Below are 24,502 nucleotides of genomic sequence, written 5' to 3' on the forward strand. Positions count from 1 at the left end.
CGCATCCCTGTCCTATTGATTTGCCTCGAGAATCGACATGCCTCGGGAGGATTTAATGAGCAGATATGTTCTGGCGATCGATCAGGGAACGACGTCGACACGGGCGATCGTCTTCGATGGCGACATGCATGTCGCCGGCAAGGGCCAGAAGGAATTCACCCAGATCTATCCGCGCTCCGGCTGGGTCGAGCACGATCCCGAGGAGATCTGGGAGTCGGTCATCTCCACCGTCAACATGGCCTTGCGGGACGCCGGGATTACCGCGAGGGATGTTGCTGCGCTCGGCATCACCAATCAGCGCGAGACGGTCGTTGTCTGGGAGCGCGAGACCGGCCGGCCGATCCAGAATGCCATCGTCTGGCAGGATCGGCGCACCGCGAGCTATTGCGATAATCTGAAACGGCAGGATCTCGAGCGGCTGTTCACCAGGAAGACCGGGCTGCTCCTTGACCCCTATTTTTCCGGAACGAAGCTTTCCTGGATGCTCGCCAATGTGAAGGGCGCGCGTGCGCGTGCCGCAAGGGGCGATCTCTGCTTCGGTACGATCGACACCTTCCTGATCTGGCGGCTGACAGGCGGCAAGAGCTTCGTCACCGACGCGACCAATGCCTCGCGTACGCTGATGTACAATATCGCCGAAAATACCTGGGACGAGGATCTGCTCGATATTCTCAGGGTGCCGGCCGCCATGCTGCCTGAAGTCAAGGATTGCGCCGCCGATTTCGGGACGGTCGACGCCGATATCTTCGGCGCCGCGATCCCGATCCTCGGGGTTGCCGGCGATCAGCAGGCGGCGACCATCGGTCAGGCCTGTTTTGCACCGGGCATGCTGAAATCGACCTATGGCACCGGCTGTTTCGCGCTGCTCAACACCGGCGCCGATATGGTCCGTTCGAAAAACCGGCTGCTGACCACCATCGCCTATCGGCTGAACGGTGAGACGACCTACGCGCTCGAGGGTTCGATCTTCATCGCCGGGGCGGCGGTACAATGGCTGCGGGACGGGCTCGGGATCATCGGCAGCGCCGCCGAGACCAATGCGCTTGCCGAGAAGGCCGATCCGACGCAGGACGTCTATCTCGTGCCCGCCTTCACCGGCCTTGGTGCACCGCACTGGGATGCCAAGGCGCGCGGTGCCATCTTCGGGCTGACGCGCAACAGCGGCCCGGCAGAGCTTTCGCGGGCCGCGCTCGAAGCCGTCTGTTACCAGACCCGCGATCTCCTCGACGCCATGCAGAAGGATTGGAAGAACAGCGGCGACGACACGGTGCTGCGCGTCGATGGCGGCATGGTGGCCTCCGACTGGACGATGCAACGGCTCGCCGATCTGCTCAATGCCCCGGTCGACCGCCCGGTCATTCTCGAAACGACCGCCCTCGGTGCGGCCTGGCTCGCCGGCAGCCGGGCAGGGGTCTGGCCGGACAGGGATGGCTTTTCGGCAAGGTGGAAACGCGACCGGCGCTTCGAGCCCGACATGGATGACAAGGTGCGGGCGGCCAAGCTCAAGGGCTGGAAGAGCGCGGTCCGGCGGACGCTGAGCGAGGGGTGAGGCGCGATCGGAACCGCACCATAGCTCTGCCTATTTCGGCGGGCGGGGCCCGGCTCTCAGCGCCTCTCTCTTGATAATTTTTTGATGCGGCCTGTCGGCTAAGCGGTTACTCCTTCGTCATTCGGAAAGAGGAGTGACCCGATGCTTTATGCAATCCTTTGTTACGCTCACGAGGAAACCGTCTTCGCCTGGACCCAGGAGGAAGAGGCTGCCGTCATGGAGAAGCTTTACGCCGTGCAGGAGCCGCTGGCCAGATCCGGCAAGCTCGGCCCCGTCGGGCGGCTGATGCCGACGACGGCTGCGACCACCGTGCGCAAAGGCAAGGACGAGCCCTTGGTCATCGACGGGCCTTTTGCGGAAACGAAAGAGGCGCTTCTCGGCTTCTATGTGGTTGACTTCGAAACCCTCGACGAGGCGGTCGCCTTCTCGAAGCAGCTTTCATCCGTCAATCCAGGTTCCACCTCTTACGAAATTCGGCCTTTCTACGTCTTCAGGCCGGGAGATACTACATCATGACCGATATTGCCTGGATCGACCTTGCCCTTGGCTCGGCCCGCCCGAAGGCGCTTGGCGCGCTGCTGCGCTATTTCCGCGATCTCGACACGGCGGAAGAGGCGTTTCAGGAGGCATGTCTGAGGGCGATCCGGACATGGCCGGAGAAAGGACCGCCGCGCGATCCGACAGCATGGCTCATTTTCGTCGGCCGCAACAGCGGTATCGATGCGGTGCGCAAGCGGACGAAGCTCCAGGCGCTGCCGGACGAGGAGGTCATTTCCGATACCGAGGATGCCGAAAGCGATATCGCCGATCGGCTGGACGATTCCAATTATCGCGACGACATCCTGCGGCTTCTCTTCATCTGCTGCCATCCGGATCTGCCGGCCACCCAGCAGATCGCGCTGGCGCTGCGCATCGTGTCCGGCCTTTCCGTGCAGCAGATCGCTCGCGCTTTCCTGGTTTCGGAAAGCGCCATGGAGCAGCGCATCACCCGGGCGAAGGCGCGTGTCGCCAAGGCAGGCGTGCCTTTCGAAACGCCGAGCCCTGAGGAGAGGGCCGAACGTCTCTTGATCGTCAGCACGATGATCTATCTCATCTTCAACGAGGGTTACAGCCAGGCCGACCCCAAGCATGAGGCGGCCGCCTTCAGTGACGAGGCGATCCGGCTGGCACGGCTGATGCTGCATATTTTCCCGGCGGAACCGGAGCTGATGGGGCTGCTCGCGCTCATGCTCCTGCAAATCGCACGCCGGCCGGCGCGCTTCAGCGCCGAGGGCGAAATCGTGCTGCTTGAAGATCAGGACCGCTCTCTTTGGAACCAGCCCTTCATCAACGAAGCCTTGGCGCTGCTCGACAAGGCGCTGCGGCACCGCCGGCCCGGCCCGTATCAGCTCCAGGCGGCCATCGCCGCCATCCATTCCCGCGCGAAACGTGCCGAGGATACCGACTGGGTGGAGATCGATCTGCTCTACCGCGCGCTGGAACGCGTGCAGCCTTCGCCTGTCGTGACGCTTAACCGCGCGGTCGTTGTTTCCAAGCTGCACGGGCCGCAGCAGGCACTCGATCTCATCGATCCGCTGGGCGAGAAGCTCGGCGGCTATTTCTATTATCACGGTCTGCGAGGCGGGCTGCTGAAGCAGCTTGGCTTGACCCGCCAGGCGCGCGAAGCCTTCGACCATGCAATCGCGCTTGCCCATTCGGCGGCGGAGGCGGCCCATATCCGCCGTCAGATCGACAAGATGCAGGCAGAGGCCGTGCAGCATCTCGCAAATTAAATCAGGAAAAATTGGCGCGCTGTCGGAACGGCGAAGTTCGACACGTCCTTGTAACAACCCGACAGGAAACAGGTTCACTCAAATGGAGAGCTTCGAAATGACCGCAAGCACGCAACATGAACTCACCCTGGTTCGCGAATTCGACGCCCCGCGCGAGAAGATCTACAAGGCTTGGACCGATCCCGACCTGCTGAAGAAGTGGTTCGTACCACGCCCCTGGGGCGTGGCGGAAGCGACGCTCGACGTCCGCCCCGGCGGCTCCAATGTCGTCGTCATGCAGGATCCCGAGGGCAATCAGTATCCGAACCGCGGCGTTTATCTCGAGATTGTCGAGAACGAGAAGATCGTTTTCACCGACGCCTATACCAGCGCCTGGGTGCCCGCTGAAAAACCCTTCTTCACCGGCGTCATCCTGCTCGAAGATCTCGGCAATGGCCGCACGAAGTATACGGCTAAGGCGCTGCACTGGCGCGCCGAGGACAAGGAAGCGCATGAGAAGATGGGCTTCCATGAGGGATGGGGCAAAGCCGCGGACCAATTGGCCGAGTTGCTGGCGAAGATGTGATTGCCGGGGCGGCGAGGGGTAGGCCTCGCCTTCCCGACGCTTCAAGTGCGGTGCGAGGCGGTTTGGAAGATGATTCCGCTGACGCTTCGAAGTCGTTGAATTCAGAGGATTCGGGCGCGTCGGTGTCTTTGTCGACGTGGGGTCTATCCTGTGCCAATCTGCTGGTATGAAAGGGTACGTCTATATCCTCGCATCCGGACGCAACGGCACGCTCTATACCGGCGTGACGCGTGATCTTGCCGGCCGGCTATACGAGCATCAGAATGAGCTGACGCCGGGTTTTACGTCGAAGTATGGTGTCAAGATGCTGGTGTGGTTCGAGGAACATGATCTGCTGACGACAGCGATCACGCGTGAAAAGACGATTAAGAAATGGCCGCGACTGTGGAAGCTCAATCTGATCGAGCGCGAGAATCCCGAATGGGAGGACATTTCGTTTCATCTCTTGGGCCTGTGAGAGGATGAGTCTCCTGTCGCGCGGACGCGCGACTGCTGGATTCCTGTGACAAGCACAGGAATGAGGGAGTTCCTGGCACTCGCGGAGTTCAGCAACAACTGTTTACGCAGTTTAGCTTCTGACAATACGCTTTAATGATACGGGATATGGATGGCGAGGTGCCCACCACTTGCTCCCTCATTCCTGTGCCTGTCACAGGAATCCAGCAGCGCCGTGTCTACGGCGCAAAGACTCTCTAATCATCCTTGATCTCTACCCGATCATACCTTGCAGGTGGTGGCGCTCATCGACGTCCAGACATCCGCCCCCTATCAAGATTCTCGAACGATCCGTTCCACAATTTGTGTTTGCGCTCCATCACCGCCATCCTTATCTCCGGATCGAGTTCAACAGGATTTCGATGATGGAACTGGGTCTTTACACATTCGCCGACGTCAATCCCAATCCTTCCCGCAGCAAGGGGGCGGAGGGGGCCGAGCGGCTAAAACATCTGATCGAGGAGATCGAGCTCGCCGATCAGGTGGGCCTAGATGTCTTCGGGCTCGGCGAACATCATCGGCCGGATTATGCGGCGTCAGCCCCTGCGGTGGCGTTGGCGGCCGCGGCCGTCAAGACCAAAAACATCCGGTTGACAAGCGCCGTCACCGTGCTTTCCTCCGATGATCCGGTGCGGGTCTTCCAGCAATTTTCGACGCTCGACCTGATTTCGGACGGCCGGGCCGAGATCATGGCGGGGCGTGGTTCTTTCATCGAGTCTTTCCCGCTGTTCGGCTACAATCTCGAGGATTACGACCAGCTTTTCGAGGAGAAGCTCGATCTGCTTTTGGCGCTGCGCAACAGCGAGACGGTGGAATGGGAGGGCGAGCTTCGCGCGCCGATCCGTGGGCGCGGCGTCTATCCGAGGCCGCTGCAGGATCCGCTGCCGTTGTGGGTCGCGGTCGGCGGTACGCCGCAGTCGGTGGCGCGCGCCGGCGCGCTCGGACTGCCGGTGGCGCTCGCCATCATCGGCGGCGAGCCGCGCCGTTTCGCGCCGCTTTTCGATCTCTACCGTGAGGCGGCGCGCCGCGCAGGGCAGGATCAGGCGAAGCTGAAGACCAGCATCAATGTTCATGGCTTCATCGCCGATACGACCGAGGCGGCCGCCGACCAGTTTTACGGGCCGCAGGCGGAAGTGATGAACCGCATCGGCCGCGAGCGCGGCTGGGGACCGACCAGCCGCGCGCATTTCGATCTATCGCGTGGGCCGAACGGCGCGCTTTTCGTCGGCGATCCCGAGGTGGTCGCGGAAAAGATCATCGCCCATCACACGCTTTTCAGGAACGACCGCTTCCTGCTGCAAATGGCGATCGGCCTGATGCCGCATGCTGAGATCATGCGCGGCATCGAACTCTACGGGACGAAAGTCGCCCCGATCGTCAGAAAGGCATTGACTGAAAAGGGCGAAGGGGCGAAAGCCACGGCTTGAGGCGGCCGCGCCGCGCCCGCGCAAGGCCGGAAGAGACGAATGGTTATCGCAAACGACGATGAACTGACAAAGCTCAAGGAGATCGGCCGGATCTGCGCCAACGCCATCCAGGTGATGGCGGCAGCGATGGAGCCGGGCATGACGACGCTGGAGCTCGATCGGATCGGCCGCAAGGTGCTCGAGGATTCCGGCGCGCGCTCGGCGCCGGAGTTCTGCTACCAGTTTCCCGGCGCCACCTGCATCAGCGTCAACGAGGAAATCGCCCACGGCATTCCCGGGCCACGTGTCATTCAGGCCGGCGACCTGATCAATATCGACGTCTCGGCCGAGAAGGACGGCTTCTTCGCCGATACCGGCGCTTCCTTTACGATGCCGCCGGTCAAACCGAAAATCGAACGGCTCTGCCGCGACGGCAGGCGGGCGCTATGGGTTGGGCTCAACCAAGTGAAATCGGGTGAGCCGCTGGCAAAGATCGGCACCGCCGTCGGCGCTTTCGCCCAGAAGAACCGCTATACGCTGGTTGCCAATCTGGCGAGCCACGGCGTCGGCCGTTCGCTGCACGAGGAACCCACCGAACTCTCGACGTGGCCGGATCCTTCGGAAAAGCGCGTCATGACGGATGGTCTCGTCTTCACGGTCGAGCCATTCCTTTCTCTCGGCGCCACATGGGCCGAGGGCGGCGACGATGCATGGACGCTCTATGCCGATCCGAAGGCGCCGACCGTGCAATATGAACACACGGTGGTTGCGACGCGGAACGGACCGGTGATTTTGACCTTGCCGGACGGGCGGGCGTAGGGGAGCTCTCCGGGTTTGGCGCACCCACCTCGCCCTTCGAGGCCCCTTCGGGGCACCTCAGGATGAGGCTCTCTTGGAGGCTGCGCGTGTTTTCCAGGCCCGCTATTATAAGGGCGGCACTCTCCACCGTCCCTCATGCTGAGGTGCGCAGCCCATAGGGCGGAGCCTCGAAGCACGCCGCAACGCTGCTTCTTGCATCATCCGGCGTCAGCGCACCCGGTTCGTCCTTCGAAGCCCCTACGGGGCACCTCAGGATGAGGCTCCCTTGGGCTGCGCGTGTCACCGTGAGCCCCATCCTTGGCGCCGTCCCGTCTTCAGCCGCGCGTTTCCGGCCTGCCACCTTGGAGGATTTCAGTAGCAGCGCGTTCCAATATCCCGGCGATGCGGGCGGCCTCGCTTTTCGACCAGGGATAACGCATCCTGAGGGCCGAGCGCAGCAGCATGCGGGCGGCGCGGATATCGCCGCCGTCCTGCATGAAGTCGCCCTCATCGTTATCGGCTCCGTGACGATCGGTTTCGAAAACACGCTTCACATAGGCCATCTTCTCGCCGATACGTTCGAGCTTGGCGAGCGTGTGCAGGATCATCTCGCGGTTTTCCTCGACGCGGCGGCGTCCGGCCTCGGTGATGCGGTAGAGCTTCTTGGTGCCCTCATTCTCCACTTCCGCAAGGCCGGTTTCCTCGAGAAAGGTGAGTGCCGGATAAATGACGCCGGGGCTCGGCACATAGAAGCCGCCGGATCGCTCCTCCAGCAGCTTTATCAACTCGTAGCCGTGGCGCGGCTGCTGGGCGAGCAGGGCCAGGATGACGAGCTGCAGATCGCCTGCCGCGAATTTGCGGCCCATGCGAAATGCTTCGCCGAACATGCCGCCTTTAAAACCTCTCATGGCTTTTCCTTTCATCGTCAGATGTATCTTTGGCTATGTCGTAAAACATATATCGTAAGATAATTACTTTCAAGGCGAACCGGGATTTTTTCGACCTTTCCGGAAATTGATCGATCGATCAGAAATAGTTGTTTGCGCTGCTGCGACTGCGGCGCGATAAGCGCTGCATGCTTTCCCGCCCGCCTTGCTCCCAGCCGAACCTCGCTGCTACCGCTGCTGCCGGGGCCGTTGCAATGGCGGCGGCCATGGGCTTCGGGCGCTTCTCCTATACGCCGATCCTGCCCGGGATGATGAGCGGCGTGCCGCTTTCGGCAGCGGATGCTGGCTTCATCGCCTCGGCGAATTTCGTCGGTTATCTCGTCGGCGCCGTGCTGGCGGCCTATGGCTGGGCGGCGGGGCGGGAGCGGCTGGTGGCGCTCTCGGCGCTGCTTGCTACGGCAATCCTGCTCGCGGCCATGGCCGCCACCGATTCCGTCGCGGGCTTCGCCGTCATCCGCTTCCTGGCCGGCCTCGCCAGCGCCTTTGCGATGGTTTTCACGTCGTCGATCGTGCTCAGCCACGGAGCGGCGGCCGGCAATGACCATGTGCAGGCGGCGCATTTCGGTGGGCCGGGGGCGGGTATTGCGCTGTCCTCGGTGATGGTGCTGGTGATCGGCCTCGGCTTTCACGACGGGCCGGGCGGCTGGCGCGCCGATTGGATCGGCGGGGCAATCTATTGTGCGATAAGCCTGGTCGTCGTCTACCTTCTGCTGCCGTCGGCGCCGGCGCAAAAGGTGCAGGCGGGTAAGGAGCCGGCGCTCTACTGGAGCCGGCCGATGGTGCTGGTAACCCTGTCCTATGGCCTGTTCGGCTTCGGCTATGTCATCACCGCGACCTTCCTCGTCACCATCGCCCGCCTGTCGGCAACGGGAGCTTTCGTTGAATTTCTCTGCTGGTTCATCGCCGGTCTGACGGCGGCGGTGGCGCTGTTTGCCTGGAGGCCGTTGGTGAGGCCCCTCGGGCTCGGCGGCGTCTATATCGCGGCGCTTCTGGTCGAGGCGGCCGGCGTGCTGGCGACCGTGGCGCTGCCGCCTTCGGTCGCACCGCTGATCGGCGGTGCACTGTTCGGCGCGACGTTCCTCGCGATCACGGCTTACGGGCTGCAGATCGGCCGCAAGCTTTCACCCGAGAGCCCGCGGCGAATTCTGGCGATGATGACCGCTGCCTTCGGTCTCGGCCAGATCGTCGGGCCTGTTGTTGCTGGCTGGATTGCAGAGCGCTCAGGCAGTTTCACCGTCCCGACGGTGATCGCCGCCGCCGCACTTCTGGTCTGTGCCGCCCTGGTGATGCCCGTGATCAAGAAAGTCGCCTAACCGGTTACATCTCCGTAACAATCGGGCGAACCCATTGCTGCTTCCTTCGAACTGCCTTAGTTTCCGGCACAATCAGTGTTCCAAGACACTCCCGAGACTCCCAGTTCAGGAAAGCAAAGCCCCCCGTGTTTCATTCCTTTTTTCCCCAGCCGAAACCTTTCTTCATTTCGCTTGTCGTGTGGACGCTGATTTCAATCTTCGGCTGGTACTTTTTCGCTGCCGGTCTCGGCGCGTCGCTCGGCTTTGTGCCGGTTGCGGAAGACCAGCAGCCGATTGACCTTTCTTTCTTCCTGCTGCCCGAGAATGTCTGGTTCTACAGCTACTTCTTCCTCTCGGCGGTGATCTTCTGTGGCGCATGGCATCTGATAGCGCGGAACCATCCTTGGAAGCTGTGGTCGATCTGGGGGTCGGCACTCATCATTTTCGTTACCTATTTCGGCGTCCAGATCACGGTCGTGATCAACAACTGGCGCCGGCCCTTCGGCGATCTTCTCCAGAACGCCTTGTCAAAGCAGCCGGGCATTTCTGTCGATAATTTCTACAGCCTGATGTGGGTCTTCTGTCAGATCGCGTTCCTCAGCATGTTCGTGTCGATCATGACCGACTTCTTTACGAGCCACTACATTTTCCGCTGGCGCGCGGCGATGAACGACTTCTACATGTCGAAGTGGGAAAAGCTGCGTCACATTGAAGGCGCCTCGCAGCGCGTTCAGGAAGATACGATGCGTTTTTCGAGCACGCTCGAAGGTCTCGGCATCAGCCTCATCAACTCAGTGATGACGCTCGTGGTCTTTCTTCCGATTCTTCTGGCGCTCTCGCACTACGTGACCGAACTGCCGGTCATCGGCCCTCTGGCAAATTCGCTCTTCTGGCTGGCGCTCTTCTGGTCGGCATTCGGCACGCTGCTCCTGGCGGTTGCCGGTATCAAGCTGCCGGGCCTGAACTTCCGGAATCAACGCGTCGAAGCCGCCTATCGTAAGGAACTCGTCTACGGCGAGGATCATGCGGAGAGGGCGCAACCGCTGACGGTCAGGGAGCTCTTCAACAACGTTCGGCGGAACTATTTCCGCATGTATTTCCACTACATGTATTTCAACGTCGCCCGCTATTTCTACATTCAGGCAGACGCGCTCTTCGTGGTCTTCATGCTGGTCCCGACGATCGTTGCAGGCACGATCACCTATGGTATCTTCCAGCAGATCTCGACCGCCTTCGGCCAGGTCAGCAACTCGTTCCAGTATCTGGTCAACTCCTGGACGACGATCATCGAACTGCTCTCCATCCACAAGCGCCTCAAGGCCTTCGAGGCTGCTATCGACGACGAGCCGCTGCCGGCGATCGACCAGCATTATCTGGAGCGGGAAGCTGGCGTTGTTCATGTTGATGGCTGATCAGGCTGAACGGGTAGGTCGTGGCTTTAAGGCCCGCTGTGCCGCACTGTACACCATCGCGGTAATATAAATGCGTTACAAACCTGATGTCAGCTGCAGTTTGCCGCGGGCCTCGATCATCGGTATCGCTTCGGAATAACTGACGCAGGCGACATCGGTTCGATGGCAGACGTCGCTGACCAGGCGGTCCAGCGCCCGCCAATAGGCGCCGCCGTTCATTTCGACGAAGTGGAAGCCGAGTTGGAGGGGGATGCGGCTGCCGTTGTACTGGCGGTCGAAAGCCTGGGAGAAGGCTGAATAGGCGCGCTGCTCGAAGGCGACGCTGTCCGCGGAATCTTCTTCGCCCTTGGAGTGCCGGACGAAAAGATTGTAGTCCATGCCGATGATCGGCTTTTCGCTCGGACCTTCGGGGATCAGCGGTAGGCCGAAGCGGATAATGCCGTCTTCTTCGACCGGTATGGCCGGGCCTTTGGTGACGAGGCTTGCATCGTAAGTGAAGCCAGCCTTCTTTTCGGCGGCGATCATATCGGCGCCCGCGGTTGCCGAGAGATAGGGGGCGCGAAAGCCCTTGATGCCATGATCGACAAGGTTCTGCCAGCCGACCGGCTCGTCGAGGCCGACGCTCTTCCAGGCATTCTTCAGCGTCGCGTGGAAGGTGGCGTATTCGGCCGACCAGTCGGCTTCGGTCCAGAGGCGGCCGTCGAAATGACCGCAGGCATGGCTCGAGATGTCGTGGCCTTCGAGATGGGCATGCCAGATATTGCCGAGCCGTTCGCGGATTTCGTCATCGCTCTGGGCGAAGCCGACATTGGATTTTCCGCGTTTCTGATGCGGCGCCTGGTAGGCCTTCTTCGCCGCCTCGTTCATCAGGAAGGTGCAGGAGAGGAAATAAGTGAAGTGGGCGCCATTTTTCGCCGCCATCTCGCGGCTTTTCAGCCAGAGCGCATTGTCGTGGGCGCCGTCGAAGGAAATGATGACGAGCTGTTTCGGCCGGTCGGCCGCCTCGGCGATAACAGGGAGGAGGAACGAAGCCGTCAGGCAAGTGGAGAGGAGAAGACGGGACATGGACACCGCGATAATTTGATCGCGGTTTCCCTCCTATAGAATTGCGGCGAAGCTGCGGTCTCAACTGGTATTTTTTCCCGTCAGCCGCTAAGCCATGACAAATTGCACGGAAGGGACCGCAATGGCACTGCTTATCGTCGGCATCATACTTTTTCTCGGTGTGCATCTGGTGCGGGTGGTGGCACCGGGCCTACGCCGCTCGATGATCGCAAGCTTCGGCGAAAGGGGCTGGCGGGCCGGCTACTCGATCGCGAGCATCCTCACACTGATCCTCTTGATCTACGGATTCGGGCAGGCCCGTCAGGTGACGGGCATGCTTTATAATCCGCCGGTCTGGACGGCGCATATCGCGATCACGCTGATGCTGCTCGCGATGATCTGCCTGGTCGCCTCGCTGCTGCCGGCGGGGCATATCGCCACCAAGACGAAACATCCGATGGTATTGTCGGTGAAGATTTGGGCGCTGGCGCATCTGCTCGCCAACGGCGAGACGTCGTCGGTCCTGCTGTTTGCCGCTTTCCTAGCCTGGGGCGTCATCCTGCGCATCTCGCTGAAGCGGCGCGAGCGCGCAGGCGAGATCACGCTGCGCCCCTTCGTTTCGGCGAAATACGATCTCTATGCCGTCGTCATCGGCATCGTTGCCTGGGCGCTGATTATCTGGAAGCTGCACGAATGGTTGATCGGCGTTTCACCGCTGGTCGTGTAACGAATCTTTCATATCCCCCTTACAACCGCGGCAAAATGCGGTAGAAGGCCCGGCAATGTGCGTAGCGCACAGCCTATGGGTATTGCCGCGGCCGGAGACGAGAATGGCATTCAACGACGACAGCTTCATCCGTGAAGTCAATGAGGAATTGCGATCCGACCAGATGAAAGGCGTATGGCGCCGGTTCGGACGCTATATCATCGTCGTCGCCATCCTGATTGTCGTCGGCACCGCCGGCAAGGTTCTCTACGAATATTGGGACGATACGCGCTCCTCCAGCGCCGGCGACCAGTTCCTGGCAGCAATGAAACTCGCCGACGAGAACAAGAACGACGAAGCGCTGGCCGCGCTCGACAAGCTGGAGAAGGAGGGCCATGGCGCCTATCCGGTGCTGGCGCGCATGCGAGCTGCCACCGTTCAGGCGCAGAAGGGTGACGCCGGCGCTGCAATCGCCGCCTTCAACGAGATCGGCAAAGACAACGGCGTTCCGGCTGCCGTGCGCGATGCCGCCAAAATGCGAGCCGGCTGGCTGCTGATTGAAAACGGCTCCTATGAGCAAGTTTCGGCCGCGATCGAGGAAATGGCCGTGCCGGGCAACGCCTTCCGCCATTCGGCGCGCGAGGCACTCGGCCTGGCCGCCTACAAGGCCGGCAATATGGCGCAGGCGCGGCAGTGGTTCCAGTCGATTATCGATGACGCCGAAAGCCCGCGTCCTGTTGCCAATCGCGCCCAGATGATGCTTGATCTCATTACCGCATCCGGCAAGGCGCCCGCCGCGCAGGGCTGAGTTTTAAGGAAAAAGAATGAGTTTCACGGTCGCCATCGTCGGTCGTCCGAATGTCGGCAAGTCGACGCTTTTCAACCGCCTGGTGGGCAAGAAGCTTGCGCTCGTCGACGATACGCCCGGCGTGACGCGCGACCGCCGGCCGGGTGATGCGCGGCTGATGGGCCTGACCTTTACGATTATCGACACGGCAGGTCTGGAAGAAGCCGACGAGGAAAGTCTGCAGGGCCGGATGCGCGCCCAGACGGAAGCGGCGATCGACGAGGCCGATCTTTCGCTTTTCGTCGTCGATGCCAAGAACGGGCTGACACCTGTTGATACCGCTCTTGCCGAAATGCTGCGCCGACGCGGCAAGCCGGTGGTGCTCGTCGCCAATAAATCCGAAGCGCGCGGCTCCGACAGCGGCTTCTACGACGCCTATACGCTGGGGCTTGGCGAGCCGACGCCGATTTCGGCCGAGCACGGGCAGGGCATGCTCGACCTGCGCGACGCGATCGTCGAGGCGATCGGCAAGGACCGTGCCTATGCCAAGGACGATGTCGCGGTTACCGATGTCGACATTCCGCCGGGCGAAAACGAGGCCGACGGAGAGGATGAAGAGCCGATCTATGACGACACCAGGCCGCTCAGGGTGGCGATCGTCGGTCGGCCGAATGCGGGCAAGTCGACGCTGATCAACCGTTTCCTCGGCGAGGACCGGCTGTTGACCGGGCCGGAGGCCGGTATCACCCGGGACTCCATCTCGGTCGAATGGGATTGGCGCGGCCGCACCATCAAGATGTTCGACACCGCAGGAATGCGCCGCAAGGCGCGGGTAACCGAGAAGCTGGAGAAACTTTCGGTCGCCGATGCTCTGCGCGCCATCCGCTTCGCCGAGACGGTCGTTATCGTCTTCGACGCGACGATCCCCTTCGAGAAGCAGGACCTGCAGATCGTCGATCTCGTGCTGCGCGAGGGGCGCGCCGCCGTCCTCGCCTTCAACAAATGGGACATGATCGAGGACCGGCAGGCAGTGCTTGCCGACCTGCGCGAAAAGACCGACCGTCTGCTGCCGCAGGCGCGCGGCATTCGCGCCGTGCCGATCTCCGGCCAGACCGGCTGGGGGCTGGACAAGCTGATGCAATCGATCATCGACACCGACAGGGTCTGGAACAAGCGCATCTCGACGGCGCGGCTCAACCGATGGCTGGAAACGCAGCAGATCCAGCATCCGCCACCGGCCGTGTCCGGTCGGCGCATCAAGCTGAAATACATGACCCAGGTCAAGGCCCGCCCGCCGGCCTTCATGATTTCCTGCACCCGTTCCGACGCGCTGCCGGAATCTTATACGCGCTACTTGATCAACGGGTTGCGTGCCGATTTCGACATGCCGAGCGTGCCGATCCGCATCCATTTCCGTTCCCCTGATAATCCGTACGAATCGAAGAAGAAGCGGACGTAGGTTTTTGGCGCTGGTGTTTGGGACACTCCCCTCTGCCCTGCCGGGCAGAGGGAGGCCTCCTCGAACGGCATCTATTTGATCGCCGGGAACTGAAACCACGCTCTTATTCAGCGCCTCGCGCAACGCCACGGCCTCAGCCTGCAGCCGAGTGAGATCCGCCGCATCGCGGCAGCTGGCTTCCGCGATTCAGCCGGGAATGCCGATCGCCTTTTCCTTCAGGCGAATGCCTGCTTCGCTCAAGCGGATGACGACGACGCGTTCGTCCGCGTTGCTGCGCTCGCGGCTGATATAGCCGGCGCTTTCGAGGCGTTTCAGCAGCGGCGTCAGCGTGCTTGATTCCAGGAAGAGCTTTTCGCCGAGGCCGCCGACCGTTTGGCCCTTTTTGTTCCCAAGCGGCCGAGCGTGTCAAGAAGCGGCTTGTAGACGCGGTTCAGCGCGTGGCCCGCTTTATAGACGGCTAAGCAGACGAAAAGGTCGAGCTTCAGCGGCTCGAGCATGGGGATCTCCAAACCGGCTGATGTTAATCGTGCGATAAATAATCGCAAGCGATCTTTATGCATGGCAGGTATGTCGAAATTAAAATTGCGCGATAAATAATCGTGCGCGATATAAAATCTATGTTCAGAACTAACATCGAAAAACCGAGAGGACCAGACAATGTCGACCATCAAGACCGCAGTTTCCGCAGCAGCACTCCTGGCAGCTTCCGCAGTCGGCGCGCTTGCCGACCCGGTGCTCGAGCCGACAACGCAGACGTTCATCGACGGTCTTGCCGGCGGCAAACCGATCTACACGCTATCGCCGGCCGATGCCCGTAACGTTCTGTCCGGCGCGCAGAAGGGCGAGGTCAAAAAGCTCGCCGCAAAGGAAGAGGATAAGGTCATCAAAACAGGCCCGACCGGCAGCATCAAGCTGCGCATCGTCCGCCCGGAACATGCCAAGGGCGCGCTGCCGGTCGTTCTCTACTTCCACGGCGGCGGCTGGGTGCTCGGCGATGCGGATACACATGACCGACTGGTGCGGGAAATCGCCAATGGCGCCGATGCCGCCGTCGTCTTCGTCGACTACGAACGCTCGCCGGAGGCCCGTTACCCCGTGGCCATCGAGCAGGCCTATGCCGCGACCAAATATGTCGCCGAGCATGCCAAGGAATTCAACATCGACGCCGGCAGGCTCGCGGTCGCAGGTGACAGCGTCGGCGGCAACATGGTGGCGGTGGTGACGCTGCTTGCCAAGGAGCGCGGCGGTCCCACCATCGACCAGCAGGTGCTGTTCTACCCGGTCACCGACGCCAATTTCGACAATGGTTCCTATAATGAGTTCGCCAATGGCCCCTGGCTGACCAAGGAAGCGATGAAGTGGTTCTGGAACGCCTATCTGCCTGACGGGGCCAAGCGCAAGGAGCCGACGGCTTCACCGCTGCAGGCATCGCTCGAACAGCTCAACGGCCTGCCACCGGCCCTTATCATCACCGATGAAAACGATGTGCTGCGCGACGAAGGCGAAGCCTATGGCCGCAAGCTCAGCCAGGCCGGCGTCAAGGTCACCTCGATCCGCTACAACGGTACGATCCACGATTTCGTGCTGCTAAATGCGATTGCCGAAACGCCCGCGGTCCGCAGCGCGATCAAGGTCGCGAACGACACACTTCGCAGCGCGCTTCAGAAGTGAGCCGGATCAGTCCACGGACGGCAAGGGCCCGGTGGTTTCGCCGGGCTTTCTGCTTCTCGGAAGCGACTTGGCAAATTGCCAGGCCTTCTTCCATTTCGGCGTGATCACGCCATTGGCGGCGCGGATATTGTTGATGAACTGCGTCGTCGCCGCTTCCCAGGAATATTGCGTGGCCAGCGTGCGCGCCTTCTCGCGCGAAGCGGAAAGGGCGGCAAGGCAGGCGGTGCGCAGGTCCGCATTCAGCGCCCCGACCTGACTATCCTCGCCGATAATATCGAGCGGCCCAGTGACTGGATAGGCCGCAACCGGCACGCCCGATGCCAGCGCTTCGAGGATGGTGTTGCCAAAGGTGTCGGTGAGCGACGGAAAGACGAAGACGTCGGCCTGAGCATAGGCCTCCGCCAGATCCTCGCCGAATTTCACGCCGGTAAAATGCACGTCCTGATAACGCTGCTCCAGTTCGGCGCGTGCCGGGCCATCGCCGACCACCACCTTCGAGCCAGGCAAGTCGAGATCGAGGAAGGCCGGCAGGTTCTTTTCCAACGCGACGCGACCGACGGTCATGAAGATCGGGCGCGGTAGGCCGAATGGCTGCTGTTCGAGCGGCATGGGATGAAATTGCGTGGCGTCGATACCGCGGGTCCAGGGCATCAAATTCTTGATGCCGCGGGCTGACAGCTCGCGGGCCAGGCTCGGCGTCGCGACCATGCAGCCGGCGCCGCCATTGTGGAACCAGCGTATGAAAGCATAGAGCCAGCTCTGCGGGATCGGCAGGCGGGCGGAAACATATTCGGGAAAGCGGGTGTGATAGCTGGTGGAGAAGGGCATGCCCTTGCGCAGGCACCAGCGGCGGGCGGTCAGCCCCAGCGGACCTTCGGTGGCGATGTGCACATAGGTGGGATTATGCTTTTCGATCTCGCGCGCGACGCGGCGGTAACTGGCGATCGACAGGCGGATCTCCGGGTAGGTCGGGCAGGGGATGCTGTTGAAGCGCTCCGGCGTCACCATCGAAACCTCAACGCCCATCTTCGCCAATTCGCGATTGGTGTTCTCGATCGAGCGCACGACGCCGTTGACCTGCGGGTGCCAGGCGTCGGTGACGATCACCAGCCGTTCCGGCAGATTTCCGGCGGCTGCGGCATTGGCCCAGCTCTCGCCGCTATAAGTGTTTGCCGGACGTTGCAGCATATCTCGTTTCCATCAGCGTCGCTTAGTATGGCGACCCGCGACCCTGGCGGGGTTCCGGATTGGCGATTCCCGCTCTCTTATTTTGGCGGAAGTGCATGATGGAAATATTACAAACCTGTATGAGCGATTACAGGAGGTTAGGGCCGTACGAGCCGTATGCCGACAATGAAGGGGTAGGCAAAAGGAGGAACGGCGCCGGCGGGGAGGCCGGCGCCGCTTGGGAGGTTGTTAGGCGGCAGCGGAAGCCGAACCGGAGAGCGGAACTTCCGAGATCGTCTTCAGTACCTGGGAAGCGATCTGGTAGGGGCAGCCCTGCGAGTTCGGGCGGCGATCTTCCAGATAACCCTTGTAGTCGTTCTTGATGAAGGAGTGCGGCACGCGGATCGAGGCGCCACGGTCTGCAACGCCGTAGGAGAATTTGTTCCACGGCGCGGTTTCGTGCTTGCCGGTCAGGCGCTTGTCATTGTCCGGGCCGTAGACGTTGATGTGATCCATCAGGTTCTTTTCGAACTGGGCCATCAGCGCCTCGAAATAGGCCTTGCCGCCAACTTCGCGCATGTACTTGGTCGAGAAGTTGCAATGCATTCCCGAACCATTCCAGTCGGTGTCGCCGAGCGGCTTGCAATGATACTCGATGTCGATGCCGTATTTTTCGGTCAGGCGCTGCAGCAGGTAACGCGCCATCCAGATCTGGTCAGCGGCCTTCTTGGAGCCCTTGCCGAAAATCTGGAATTCCCACTGGCCCTTGGCCACTTCGGCGTTGATGCCTTCGTGGTTGATGCCGGCAGCCAGGCAGAGGTCGAGATGTTCTTCGACGATTTCGCGGGCGACATCGCCGACGTTCGAATAGCCGACGCCGGTGTAGTAGGGGCCCTGCGGCGCCGGATAGCCCTGCTCGGGGAAACCGAGCGGACGGCCGTTCTGGTAGAAGAAATATTCCTGCTCGAAGCCGAACCAAGCATCTTCATCGTCAAGGATGGTGGCGCGGGCGTTGCTCGGGTGCGGCGTGACGCCATCGGGCATCATGACTTCGCACATGACGAGAACGCCGTTGGTGCGGGCGGGGTCGGGATAGATTGCGACGGGCTTCAGCACGCAATCTGAGCTGCGGCCTTCGGCCTGCATGGTCGACGAACCGTCGAAGCCCCAGAGCGGAAGCTGTTCCAGCGTCGGGAATGCGTCAAATTCCTTGATCTGCGTCTTGCCACGCAGGTTCGGTACCGGAGTGTACCCATCGAGCCAAATATACTCGAGCTTATATTTTGTCATCGTGACTCTCTCAATGCTACGAAGGTGAGCAAATCCGGAGACGATCTCGGCGCGCAAGCGCATCCAACCGCCAGGGGATGCACCTTTAAAAGCACGTAGCGTGCCAGTTCGGCCGCCGGTACCAGAAAAATCGCACATCAGCCGGCCGACACGCATTTCGCTGTGTTGGAAATGCCCACTTTCCGCGGGAAAACGAATTTTCGGCTTTGGAACCGGATGAAAATTTCGGCGTTAGCCTGAGGTGATGAAGTGTTGAACAAATAGGCGGACGCTGGGCGCGGAGACAGCATATTGATCAATCACAATATATGCGTGCATATATTTTATGCAATTTGCATAAACTATATGCATCGTGCTAAGGTCGTGACGTCGAATGTTGATGCGCCGAACGGAATGGAGGCGATCTTATGCCCACCGGTTTCCATCGTGAATCCGCAACGATCTACCAGTTTCCCGTCAAGCCGGCGCGGAGCCCCAGCCGGTTCGAACGCGCCCGGCTGATGGAGCGCGAGGCAGCCGATGTCTGCGACGCGGCGCTCGACAGCTGCTGGTATCATGACGAGGCGGTTCGCGAGTCCGATCGGCCGACGAAGTCCTGATTCTTGATTCCCACGGCAGGTAACGCCGACACGGCGCGGGGAGCGCCCGCGCATGGCGTTCGTATGTTCGTCGTCATGCGCGGGCTTAACGCCCCCTCAATCCGAGCTTTTCCTTTGCGACCAAGGCGCCATGTTCACTGACGACGCGGGCTGCCACCTTCGCGGCAAAGCGGGCGGCGGCCGGCGCGTCCTGGGTTTCCAGATAGCGTGCGAGGAAGGCGCCGTTGAAACTATCGCCGGCGCTGGTGGTGTCGACGACCTTCTCGACCTTTTCGGCCGGAACGAAGCTCTCCTCGCCGCCGAAATTCAAGTTGACACCGTCTGCGCCATTCTTGACCACAACGTCGAGGGCGCCTAGCGCGCGGTAGCGATGAATGGTCGCCTCGATGGAATCGTCGCCGAAATGAGCGGCCTCATCGTCAAAGCTCGGCATGACGAGCACGGAGGAGCGAGCGCCTTCACTGATCGTCGTATGCATCACGTCGTAGCTTGACCAGAGGCGTGGACGGATGTTGGGGTCGAAAACCACGAGCTTGCCGACGGCCTTGGCGCGGCGGATTTCGGAGAGCAGCGTTGCGGCATCCTCCTGCGGCAGGATGGCAAGGGTGATGCCGGAGAAATAAATGACTTCAGCGCTTTCCACCGCCTCGCGCAGATGATCCGGATCGGCCGCCAAGCTGCGGGCGGCCGAACTGTCACGCCAATAGCTGAAGGAGCGTTCGCCGTTCTTCAGGTTGATCATGTAGAGGCCGGGCGTCTTGCCCTTGATGCGGCGGATGAGGTTCGTGCCGATACCCGCTCCGGCGATAAAAGCAGCCATCTCGTCCGACATGGCGTCGTCACCGAGCGCGGTGAAATAATCGACCGACCAATCGGGGCCAAGGCAGGCGCGGGCATACCAGGCGGTATTGAAGGTATCGCCGGCAAAGCCCTTGCGCAGCAGGCCGTCGCCGGCCTGCGAGAGCTCCACCATACATTCACCGATCGACAGAAACCGTCTTCCGTTCACCTTGTCCTCCCGGCATTGGAGCGCCGCTGATGCAACAGGCCGCTCTATCGCTTTGAATTAATGCTCCATCCGCTGATACGCGGAGCCGCGCGGAGTGACAAGCGTCGATATTGCGAGCGCCATTGTGACAAGGAACCGAAAGCCGCCTTGGCGGTCAAGCGAAGGCGGCGATCGCGAAAGGTGTTTATTCGTGGATGGTGTAGCTGCCGAGCGCGCAAAGATCCTGCGTGTCTTCGGTGGTGTCGAGGTCCGAGTCTTCGTCGAACTCGAAGCGCATGTCATATTTGCAGACGGTGCGGCCGTCGGCGATGGTGATGTTCACGGTCTCGCCCGGATTGAGGACATCCTCGCCGAACACGTCTTCTTCCCAGCTGTTGACGCCCGTCGGCGAGCTGTAGAAGCGCGTCAGGACGGACTTGGTCCCGTTGGTGAGCTGGAATTTCAGATCTTCGGCCTGTGACGATACGGCGGAGGTGGCAATAATCGCGGCGGCAAGCACGATCAATCCGGGCAGTTTCGATTTCATATTTGCGGTTCCCCAAGCCCATGATTAGGCGGAGAAAGGCATAGCATATGCGCATCTAAATCTTTCTTAGCGGAGACTATAGATTCGGAAGTAACTGTGTTTTGTCCGTTTCGCCGCAAATGAGACGTGACAAGCGCTTCGAAAAAGCGAAGGCCGCTTCATGCGGCCCTCATCCATTCACGGCCTGTCCATATGATAGCAGGCGGCCCTCTGGCCGGGCCGGACTTCCTCGGTCGGCGGCATTTCGGTGCGGCAGATGTCGGTCGCCTTCCAGCAGCGCGGAGAGAAGACGCAGCCTTTCGGCGGGTTGAGCGGCGAGGGCGGATCCCCCTGCAGGCGGATGCGGGTGCGCAGGCGCGCAAGCTTCGGATCCGGGATCGGCGCCGCGGAAAAGAGCGCCTGGGTATAGGGATGGGCGGGATGATCGAAGACGGTGGCGCAGTCGCCTGATTCCACTACGCGGCCGAGATAGAGCACCAGCACATCGTCGGAGATCAGGCGCACGACGGAGAGGTCGTGGCTGATGAAAATCAGCGTCAGGCCGAATTCCTTTCGCAGCCTGCGCAGGAGCGTAATGACCTGACCTTGGATCGAAACGTCGAGAGCCGAAACCGGCTCGTCGCAGACGATGAGCTTCGGTTTGGTGACGATCGCCCGCGCTATCCCGATGCGTTGCGCCTGGCCGCCAGAGAATTCGTGCGGATACCGGTTGATCATCTCAGGCACCAGACCGACGGCGCTCATGATTTCGCGCACGCGCTGGGTACGCTCGGCCTTCGAAAGCTTCGTTTCGAAGACGGTCAGCGGCTCGGCGATGATGTCTCCAACCGTCATGCGCGGGTCGAGCGAGGCGATCGGATCCTGGAAGATGATCTGCATGTCGCGGCGCGCGGCACGCATTTCTTCCTCCGTGAGGTCAAGAAGATTGCGTCCCTGCCAGAGGACGCGGCCCTTTTGCGATTTCAAGAGCCGCAGGATCGAGCGGCCGAGCGTGGATTTACCGCAGCCGGATTCGCCGACGATGCCGAGGGTACGGCCTTCGGCGAGATCGAAGCTGACATTGTTGACCGCAGTCAGGAAGACCGGTGGCTTGAAGAGGCCTTTCGCCGGCAGTTCGAATTGGGTCGTCAGGTTTTCGACCCTCAGCAGCGATCGCTCAGCCATGGTTCAGCAACTCCTCACGGCGCGGGAACGGGTGGTAACAAGCGGCGCAATGGCGCGGCGCCAGCGTCTCGAGCGGCGGCGGACGGTCGATGCAATCATTCTGGACCTGCGAACAGCGCGGCGAGAAATTGCAGCCCTTCGGCAGGTGCTGCAGGTTCGGCGGTCGGCCGGGAATGACGACGAGGTCGTCGACATCCTGGTCCGGCCGCGGGATGGAGGCATGCAGTGCCGCCGTATAGGGATGGGCCGGGTTGTCGAAGAGTTCGTCGACTGGCGCTTCCTCGACGATGCGGCCGGCATACATGACGGCGACGCGGTCGGCGAGGCCTGCGACCACCCCGAGATCGTGGGTGATCATCACCAGCGCCGTGTTCATCTCTGCCGTCAGATCGTTGAAAAGATCGAGGATCTGCGCCTGAATGGTGACGTCGAGTGCCGTCGTCGGTTCGTCGGCGATCAGAAGCTTCGGCTTGGTCAGCAGCGCCATGGCAATGACGATGCGCTGGCGCATGCCGCCGGAGAGTTCGTGCGGATAGAGGTGGAACCGCCGGGTCGGATCCGGAATGCCGACGCGTTTCAGCATATCGAGGGCAGCGTCCGATGCCGCGCGGGCCGTCAGGCCGCGATGAACCTCGAGCTGTTCGGTCAGCTGCCTCGAAATCTTCAGCGACGGATTGAGCGCGGTCATCGGGTCCTGGAAGACCATCGCCATGTCCTTGCCGCGGATCTGATCGAGCTCGCGCGGTTTCAGCGACAGCACGTCCTTGCCTTCGAGCAGCGCCTGGCCCGTCGTGGCGCCGTTCTTGGCCAGCAGACCCATGATGCCGAGGAAGGTCTGACTTTTGCCGGAGCCGGACTCGCCGACGATCGCGACGCGCTCGCCGCGCCGGACGGTGAGGTTCATATTCGAGACTGCCTTCACCTCGCCGTCAGGCGTCGCGAAGGTGATTGAGTAGTCGTTGAGTTCGAGCAGGATGTCTTTTTCCTGGAGCATTCTATCGATCCTTCGGGTCGAACGCGTCGCGCAGACCGTCGCCGATGAAGAGCAGACTGAGCAGCAGGGCCACGAGGAAGCTGGCGGGGAAGATCAGCAGCCAGGGCATGCTTTCCATTGCGTCGGTTCCCTCGGCGATCAGCGTCCCGAGCGAGGTCAGTGGTTCCTGCACGCCGAAGCCGAGATAGGATAGGAAGCTTTCGGTGGCGATGATTTCGGGCACGGTCAGCGCCGCGAAAATGACCACAGGGCCGACGAGGTTCGGAATGATGTGCTTGACGATGATCTTGAACGGCCGCTGCCCGGAGGCGCGCGCCGCCTCGATGAATTCGCGATGCTTTATCGACAGGGTCTGGCCGCGCACGATGCGGGCCATGGTCAGCCATTCGAGCGCGCCGATCGCGGCAAAGAGCAGATAGACGTTGCGGCCGAAGATCACCATCAAGAGAATGACGAAAAGGATGTACGGGAGCGCATACATGATATCGACGAAGCGCATCATGATCGCATCCAGCCTGCCGCCGATATAGCCCGAGATCGCGCCGTAAAGCACGCCGATGACCACCGACACGACGGTTGCCGTCAGTGCGACCGCAAGCGAGACCCGGGTGCCGTAGAGGACGCGGGCAAGAAGGTCGCGGCCGTTCGGGTCGGTGCCGAAATAGTGGCCGGTCTCGATCGACGGCGGAATGCGGAAGGCCGCCCAGTCCGGATCCTCATAGTTGAATGGAATGAACCAGGGGCCGAGGAAAGCGGCGAGGATCAAGAGCGCCAGGACGGCGATCGACAGCACGGCCGCCTTGTTGCGTCCGAGCCGGCGCAGTGCATCCCTGGTGAGCGAACGGCCTTCGGGCGCCAAGCCCTCCGCCTGCAAAAGCTCCTCAGCGAGCAGCTCGCGTTTTGCGGGGTTGAGGATCATCGGTTTCTCACTTTCGGATCGAGCCAGGCATAGGCGATATCGACGAGAAGATTCAGAAACACGATCAGCACCATGTAGAAGATGACCGTGCCGAGAACCATGCCGTAGTCGCGATTGAGGGCTGCGTTGACGAAATAGCGGCCGATGCCGGGCAATCCGAAGATGCTTTCGACAACAAGCGAGCCGGTGAGAAGGTAGCTTGCAGCCGGACCCAAATAGGAGACGACGGGCATCATGGCCGGTTTTAGCGCATGGCGCATGACGGTCAGCCGTGGGCCAATGCCCTTGGCCTTGGCGGTTCGGATGAAGTTCTGGTTCATCACCTCGATCATCGAGCCGCGGGTGATGCGCGAGATGCGGCCCGCATGCGGCAGGGCCAGAACGACGATCGGCAGGATCAGATATTTGATCGAGCCGTCACCCCAGCCACCGACCGGAAACCAGGCGAGGTGAATGCCGAAGATCAGCTGCAGGATCGGCGCGATGAGGAAGTTCGGCAGCACGACGCCGACCAGAATCAGCGCGCCGAGAATGTAATCCGGCGACTTGTTCTGGTAGAGCGCGCCAAGACAGCCGACGGCCACGCCGACGATGATGGCGATCAGAAAGGCAGCCGTGCCGATGGTGAAGGTATAAGGCAGACCGATCATGATCTGCTGGGCGACGGTGAAGTCCTCGCTGGCGAAGGAGGGGCCGAGATCGCCGCGGAGCAGGTCGCCGACGTAGATCAGGTACTGCTGGATCAGCGGCTTATCGAGGTTGTAGTGAACCGCAAGGTTTTTCAGGATCACCGGCGGCAATGGCCTTTCGCCATCGAAGGGACCGCCGGGGGCAAGGCGCAAAACGAAAAAGCAGGCTGTGACGCCGATCCACAGAACCGGGATCGTCGATAGCAGGCGACGGAGGGCGTATTTGATCATGGTCGTGGGCC

The 24,502-nt window shown here is 61.3% G+C and carries 24 protein-coding genes and 1 pseudogene; 14 read left to right on the forward strand and 11 right to left on the reverse strand.

Annotated features, from left to right (window positions below; all coding sequences use genetic code 11):
- The first annotated feature begins 55 nt into the window (after positions 1–55).
- The 7 genes from glpK (at position 56) to map (ending at position 6,606) form a co-directional block, all read left to right on the forward strand.
- Positions 56–1,549 carry a glycerol kinase GlpK gene (gene glpK, locus PYR71_RS09220; protein WP_275619118.1) on the forward strand — a complete coding sequence of 498 codons (1,494 nt, stop codon included), beginning with the start codon at positions 56–58 and terminating at the stop codon, positions 1,547–1,549.
- A gap of 141 nt (positions 1,550–1,690) precedes the next feature.
- A complete protein-coding gene (locus PYR71_RS09225) occupies positions 1,691–2,065 on the forward strand; it encodes a YciI family protein (protein ID WP_275619119.1) in 375 nt (124 codons plus the stop codon).
- Positions 2,062–3,321, forward strand: a complete 1,260-nt coding sequence (locus PYR71_RS09230; RefSeq protein ID WP_275619120.1) for an RNA polymerase sigma factor — start codon at positions 2,062–2,064, stop codon at positions 3,319–3,321. The genes PYR71_RS09225 and PYR71_RS09230 overlap by 4 nt, the downstream gene beginning before the upstream one ends.
- Positions 3,322–3,418: 97 nt before the next feature.
- A complete protein-coding gene (locus PYR71_RS09235) occupies positions 3,419–3,886 on the forward strand; it encodes an SRPBCC family protein (protein ID WP_275619121.1) in 468 nt (155 codons plus the stop codon).
- 166 nt (positions 3,887–4,052) lie between these two features.
- Positions 4,053–4,343 (forward strand): GIY-YIG nuclease family protein, encoded by a 291-nt coding sequence (locus PYR71_RS09240; RefSeq protein WP_275619122.1) that lies wholly within the window; start codon positions 4,053–4,055, stop codon positions 4,341–4,343.
- Positions 4,344–4,746: 403 nt separating this feature from the next.
- Positions 4,747–5,808, forward strand: a complete 1,062-nt coding sequence (locus tag PYR71_RS09245; protein ID WP_183912297.1) for an LLM class flavin-dependent oxidoreductase — start codon at positions 4,747–4,749, stop codon at positions 5,806–5,808.
- Between the two features lie 39 nt (positions 5,809–5,847).
- On the forward strand, positions 5,848–6,606 hold the full coding sequence (gene map, locus PYR71_RS09250; RefSeq protein WP_183912299.1) for a type I methionyl aminopeptidase: 759 nt from the start codon (positions 5,848–5,850) through the stop codon (positions 6,604–6,606).
- Positions 6,607–6,920: 314 nt separating this feature from the next.
- On the opposite strand, the gene PYR71_RS09255 is transcribed toward map, so the two are convergent.
- Entirely contained in the window at positions 6,921–7,493 is a 573-nt protein-coding gene (locus PYR71_RS09255) for a PadR family transcriptional regulator (protein ID WP_275619123.1), read from the reverse strand.
- A gap of 167 nt (positions 7,494–7,660) precedes the next feature.
- On the opposite strand from PYR71_RS09255, the gene PYR71_RS09260 reads away from it, so the two are divergent.
- Together PYR71_RS09260 and sbmA are read left to right on the forward strand one after the other, a co-directional pair.
- Positions 7,661–8,845 (forward strand): YbfB/YjiJ family MFS transporter, encoded by a 1,185-nt coding sequence (locus PYR71_RS09260; protein WP_275619124.1) that lies wholly within the window; start codon positions 7,661–7,663, stop codon positions 8,843–8,845.
- A 125-nt stretch (positions 8,846–8,970) separates the two neighbouring features.
- Complete coding sequence (gene sbmA, locus PYR71_RS09265) at positions 8,971–10,236, forward strand: peptide antibiotic transporter SbmA (RefSeq protein WP_275619125.1); 1,266 nt, start codon at positions 8,971–8,973, stop codon at positions 10,234–10,236.
- 75 nt (positions 10,237–10,311) lie between these two features.
- On the opposite strand, the gene PYR71_RS09270 is transcribed toward sbmA, so the two are convergent.
- Positions 10,312–11,301, reverse strand: coding sequence for a polysaccharide deacetylase family protein (locus PYR71_RS09270; RefSeq protein ID WP_275619126.1), 990 nt, complete (start codon positions 11,299–11,301; stop codon positions 10,312–10,314).
- A 121-nt stretch (positions 11,302–11,422) separates the two neighbouring features.
- Here PYR71_RS09270 and PYR71_RS09275 point away from each other — a divergent pair, with 121 nt between their 5' ends.
- The 3 genes from PYR71_RS09275 (at position 11,423) to der (ending at position 14,232) form a co-directional block, all read left to right on the forward strand.
- The gene (locus tag PYR71_RS09275) at positions 11,423–12,007 is read left to right on the forward strand and encodes an NnrU family protein (protein WP_275619127.1); all 585 of its coding nucleotides are present in this window, start codon (positions 11,423–11,425) and stop codon (positions 12,005–12,007) included.
- Between the two features lie 103 nt (positions 12,008–12,110).
- Positions 12,111–12,794 carry a tetratricopeptide repeat protein gene (locus PYR71_RS09280; protein ID WP_183912309.1) on the forward strand — a complete coding sequence of 228 codons (684 nt, stop codon included), beginning with the start codon at positions 12,111–12,113 and terminating at the stop codon, positions 12,792–12,794.
- Positions 12,795–12,810: 16 nt separating this feature from the next.
- Positions 12,811–14,232: a ribosome biogenesis GTPase Der gene (gene der / locus PYR71_RS09285; protein WP_183912311.1), complete on the forward strand. Its 1,422-nt coding sequence runs from the start codon at positions 12,811–12,813 to the stop codon at positions 14,230–14,232.
- Between the two features lie 96 nt (positions 14,233–14,328).
- Here der and PYR71_RS09290 read toward each other — a convergent pair.
- Positions 14,329–14,729, reverse strand: a pseudogene (locus tag PYR71_RS09290) (MarR family winged helix-turn-helix transcriptional regulator); the annotation flags it as partial.
- A 160-nt stretch (positions 14,730–14,889) separates the two neighbouring features.
- Between PYR71_RS09290 and PYR71_RS09295 the strand changes: the two are divergent.
- Entirely contained in the window at positions 14,890–15,903 is a 1,014-nt protein-coding gene (locus PYR71_RS09295) for an alpha/beta hydrolase (protein WP_275619128.1), read from the forward strand.
- 6 nt (positions 15,904–15,909) lie between these two features.
- Here the strand turns inward: PYR71_RS09295 and PYR71_RS09300 are convergent, their stop codons facing one another.
- Both PYR71_RS09300 and PYR71_RS09305 read right to left on the reverse strand, forming a co-directional pair.
- The gene (locus tag PYR71_RS09300) at positions 15,910–17,091 is read right to left on the reverse strand and encodes a glycosyltransferase family 4 protein (protein ID WP_275619129.1); all 1,182 of its coding nucleotides are present in this window, start codon (positions 17,089–17,091) and stop codon (positions 15,910–15,912) included.
- A 228-nt stretch (positions 17,092–17,319) separates the two neighbouring features.
- Positions 17,320–18,360 carry a glutamine synthetase beta-grasp domain-containing protein gene (locus PYR71_RS09305; RefSeq protein WP_038690487.1) on the reverse strand — a complete coding sequence of 347 codons (1,041 nt, stop codon included), beginning with the start codon at positions 18,358–18,360 and terminating at the stop codon, positions 17,320–17,322.
- Positions 18,361–18,767: 407 nt separating this feature from the next.
- Between PYR71_RS09305 and gstI the strand changes: the two genes are divergently transcribed.
- Positions 18,768–18,959: a glutamine synthetase translation inhibitor GstI gene (gene gstI / locus PYR71_RS09310; RefSeq protein WP_183912317.1), complete on the forward strand. Its 192-nt coding sequence runs from the start codon at positions 18,768–18,770 to the stop codon at positions 18,957–18,959.
- An 85-nt stretch (positions 18,960–19,044) separates the two neighbouring features.
- Here gstI and PYR71_RS09315 read toward each other — a convergent pair whose 3' ends face one another.
- The 6 genes from PYR71_RS09315 to PYR71_RS09340 all read right to left on the reverse strand — a co-directional run bounded on the left by PYR71_RS09315 (position 19,045) and on the right by PYR71_RS09340 (position 24,491).
- Complete coding sequence (locus tag PYR71_RS09315) at positions 19,045–19,968, reverse strand: sugar kinase (protein WP_183912319.1); 924 nt, start codon at positions 19,966–19,968, stop codon at positions 19,045–19,047.
- 184 nt (positions 19,969–20,152) lie between these two features.
- Positions 20,153–20,494: a hypothetical protein gene (locus PYR71_RS09320; protein WP_183912322.1), complete on the reverse strand. Its 342-nt coding sequence runs from the start codon at positions 20,492–20,494 to the stop codon at positions 20,153–20,155.
- A 177-nt stretch (positions 20,495–20,671) separates the two neighbouring features.
- Complete coding sequence (locus PYR71_RS09325) at positions 20,672–21,658, reverse strand: ABC transporter ATP-binding protein (protein WP_183912324.1); 987 nt, start codon at positions 21,656–21,658, stop codon at positions 20,672–20,674.
- Positions 21,651–22,652: an ABC transporter ATP-binding protein gene (locus PYR71_RS09330; protein WP_183912326.1), complete on the reverse strand. Its 1,002-nt coding sequence runs from the start codon at positions 22,650–22,652 to the stop codon at positions 21,651–21,653. Before PYR71_RS09330 ends, PYR71_RS09325 begins: the two co-directional genes overlap by 8 nt.
- A 1-nt stretch (position 22,653) precedes the next feature.
- Entirely contained in the window at positions 22,654–23,571 is a 918-nt protein-coding gene (locus PYR71_RS09335) for an ABC transporter permease (RefSeq protein WP_064840112.1), read from the reverse strand.
- Positions 23,568–24,491: an ABC transporter permease subunit gene (locus PYR71_RS09340; RefSeq protein ID WP_275619130.1), complete on the reverse strand. Its 924-nt coding sequence runs from the start codon at positions 24,489–24,491 to the stop codon at positions 23,568–23,570. Before PYR71_RS09340 ends, PYR71_RS09335 begins: the two co-directional genes overlap by 4 nt.
- Positions 24,492–24,502: the final 11 nt, after the last annotated feature.

Origin of the sequence: Rhizobium mulingense, from assembly GCF_029194105.1 — a bacterium.
Taxonomy (GTDB): Bacteria; Pseudomonadota; Alphaproteobacteria; order Rhizobiales; family Rhizobiaceae; genus Rhizobium; species Rhizobium mulingense.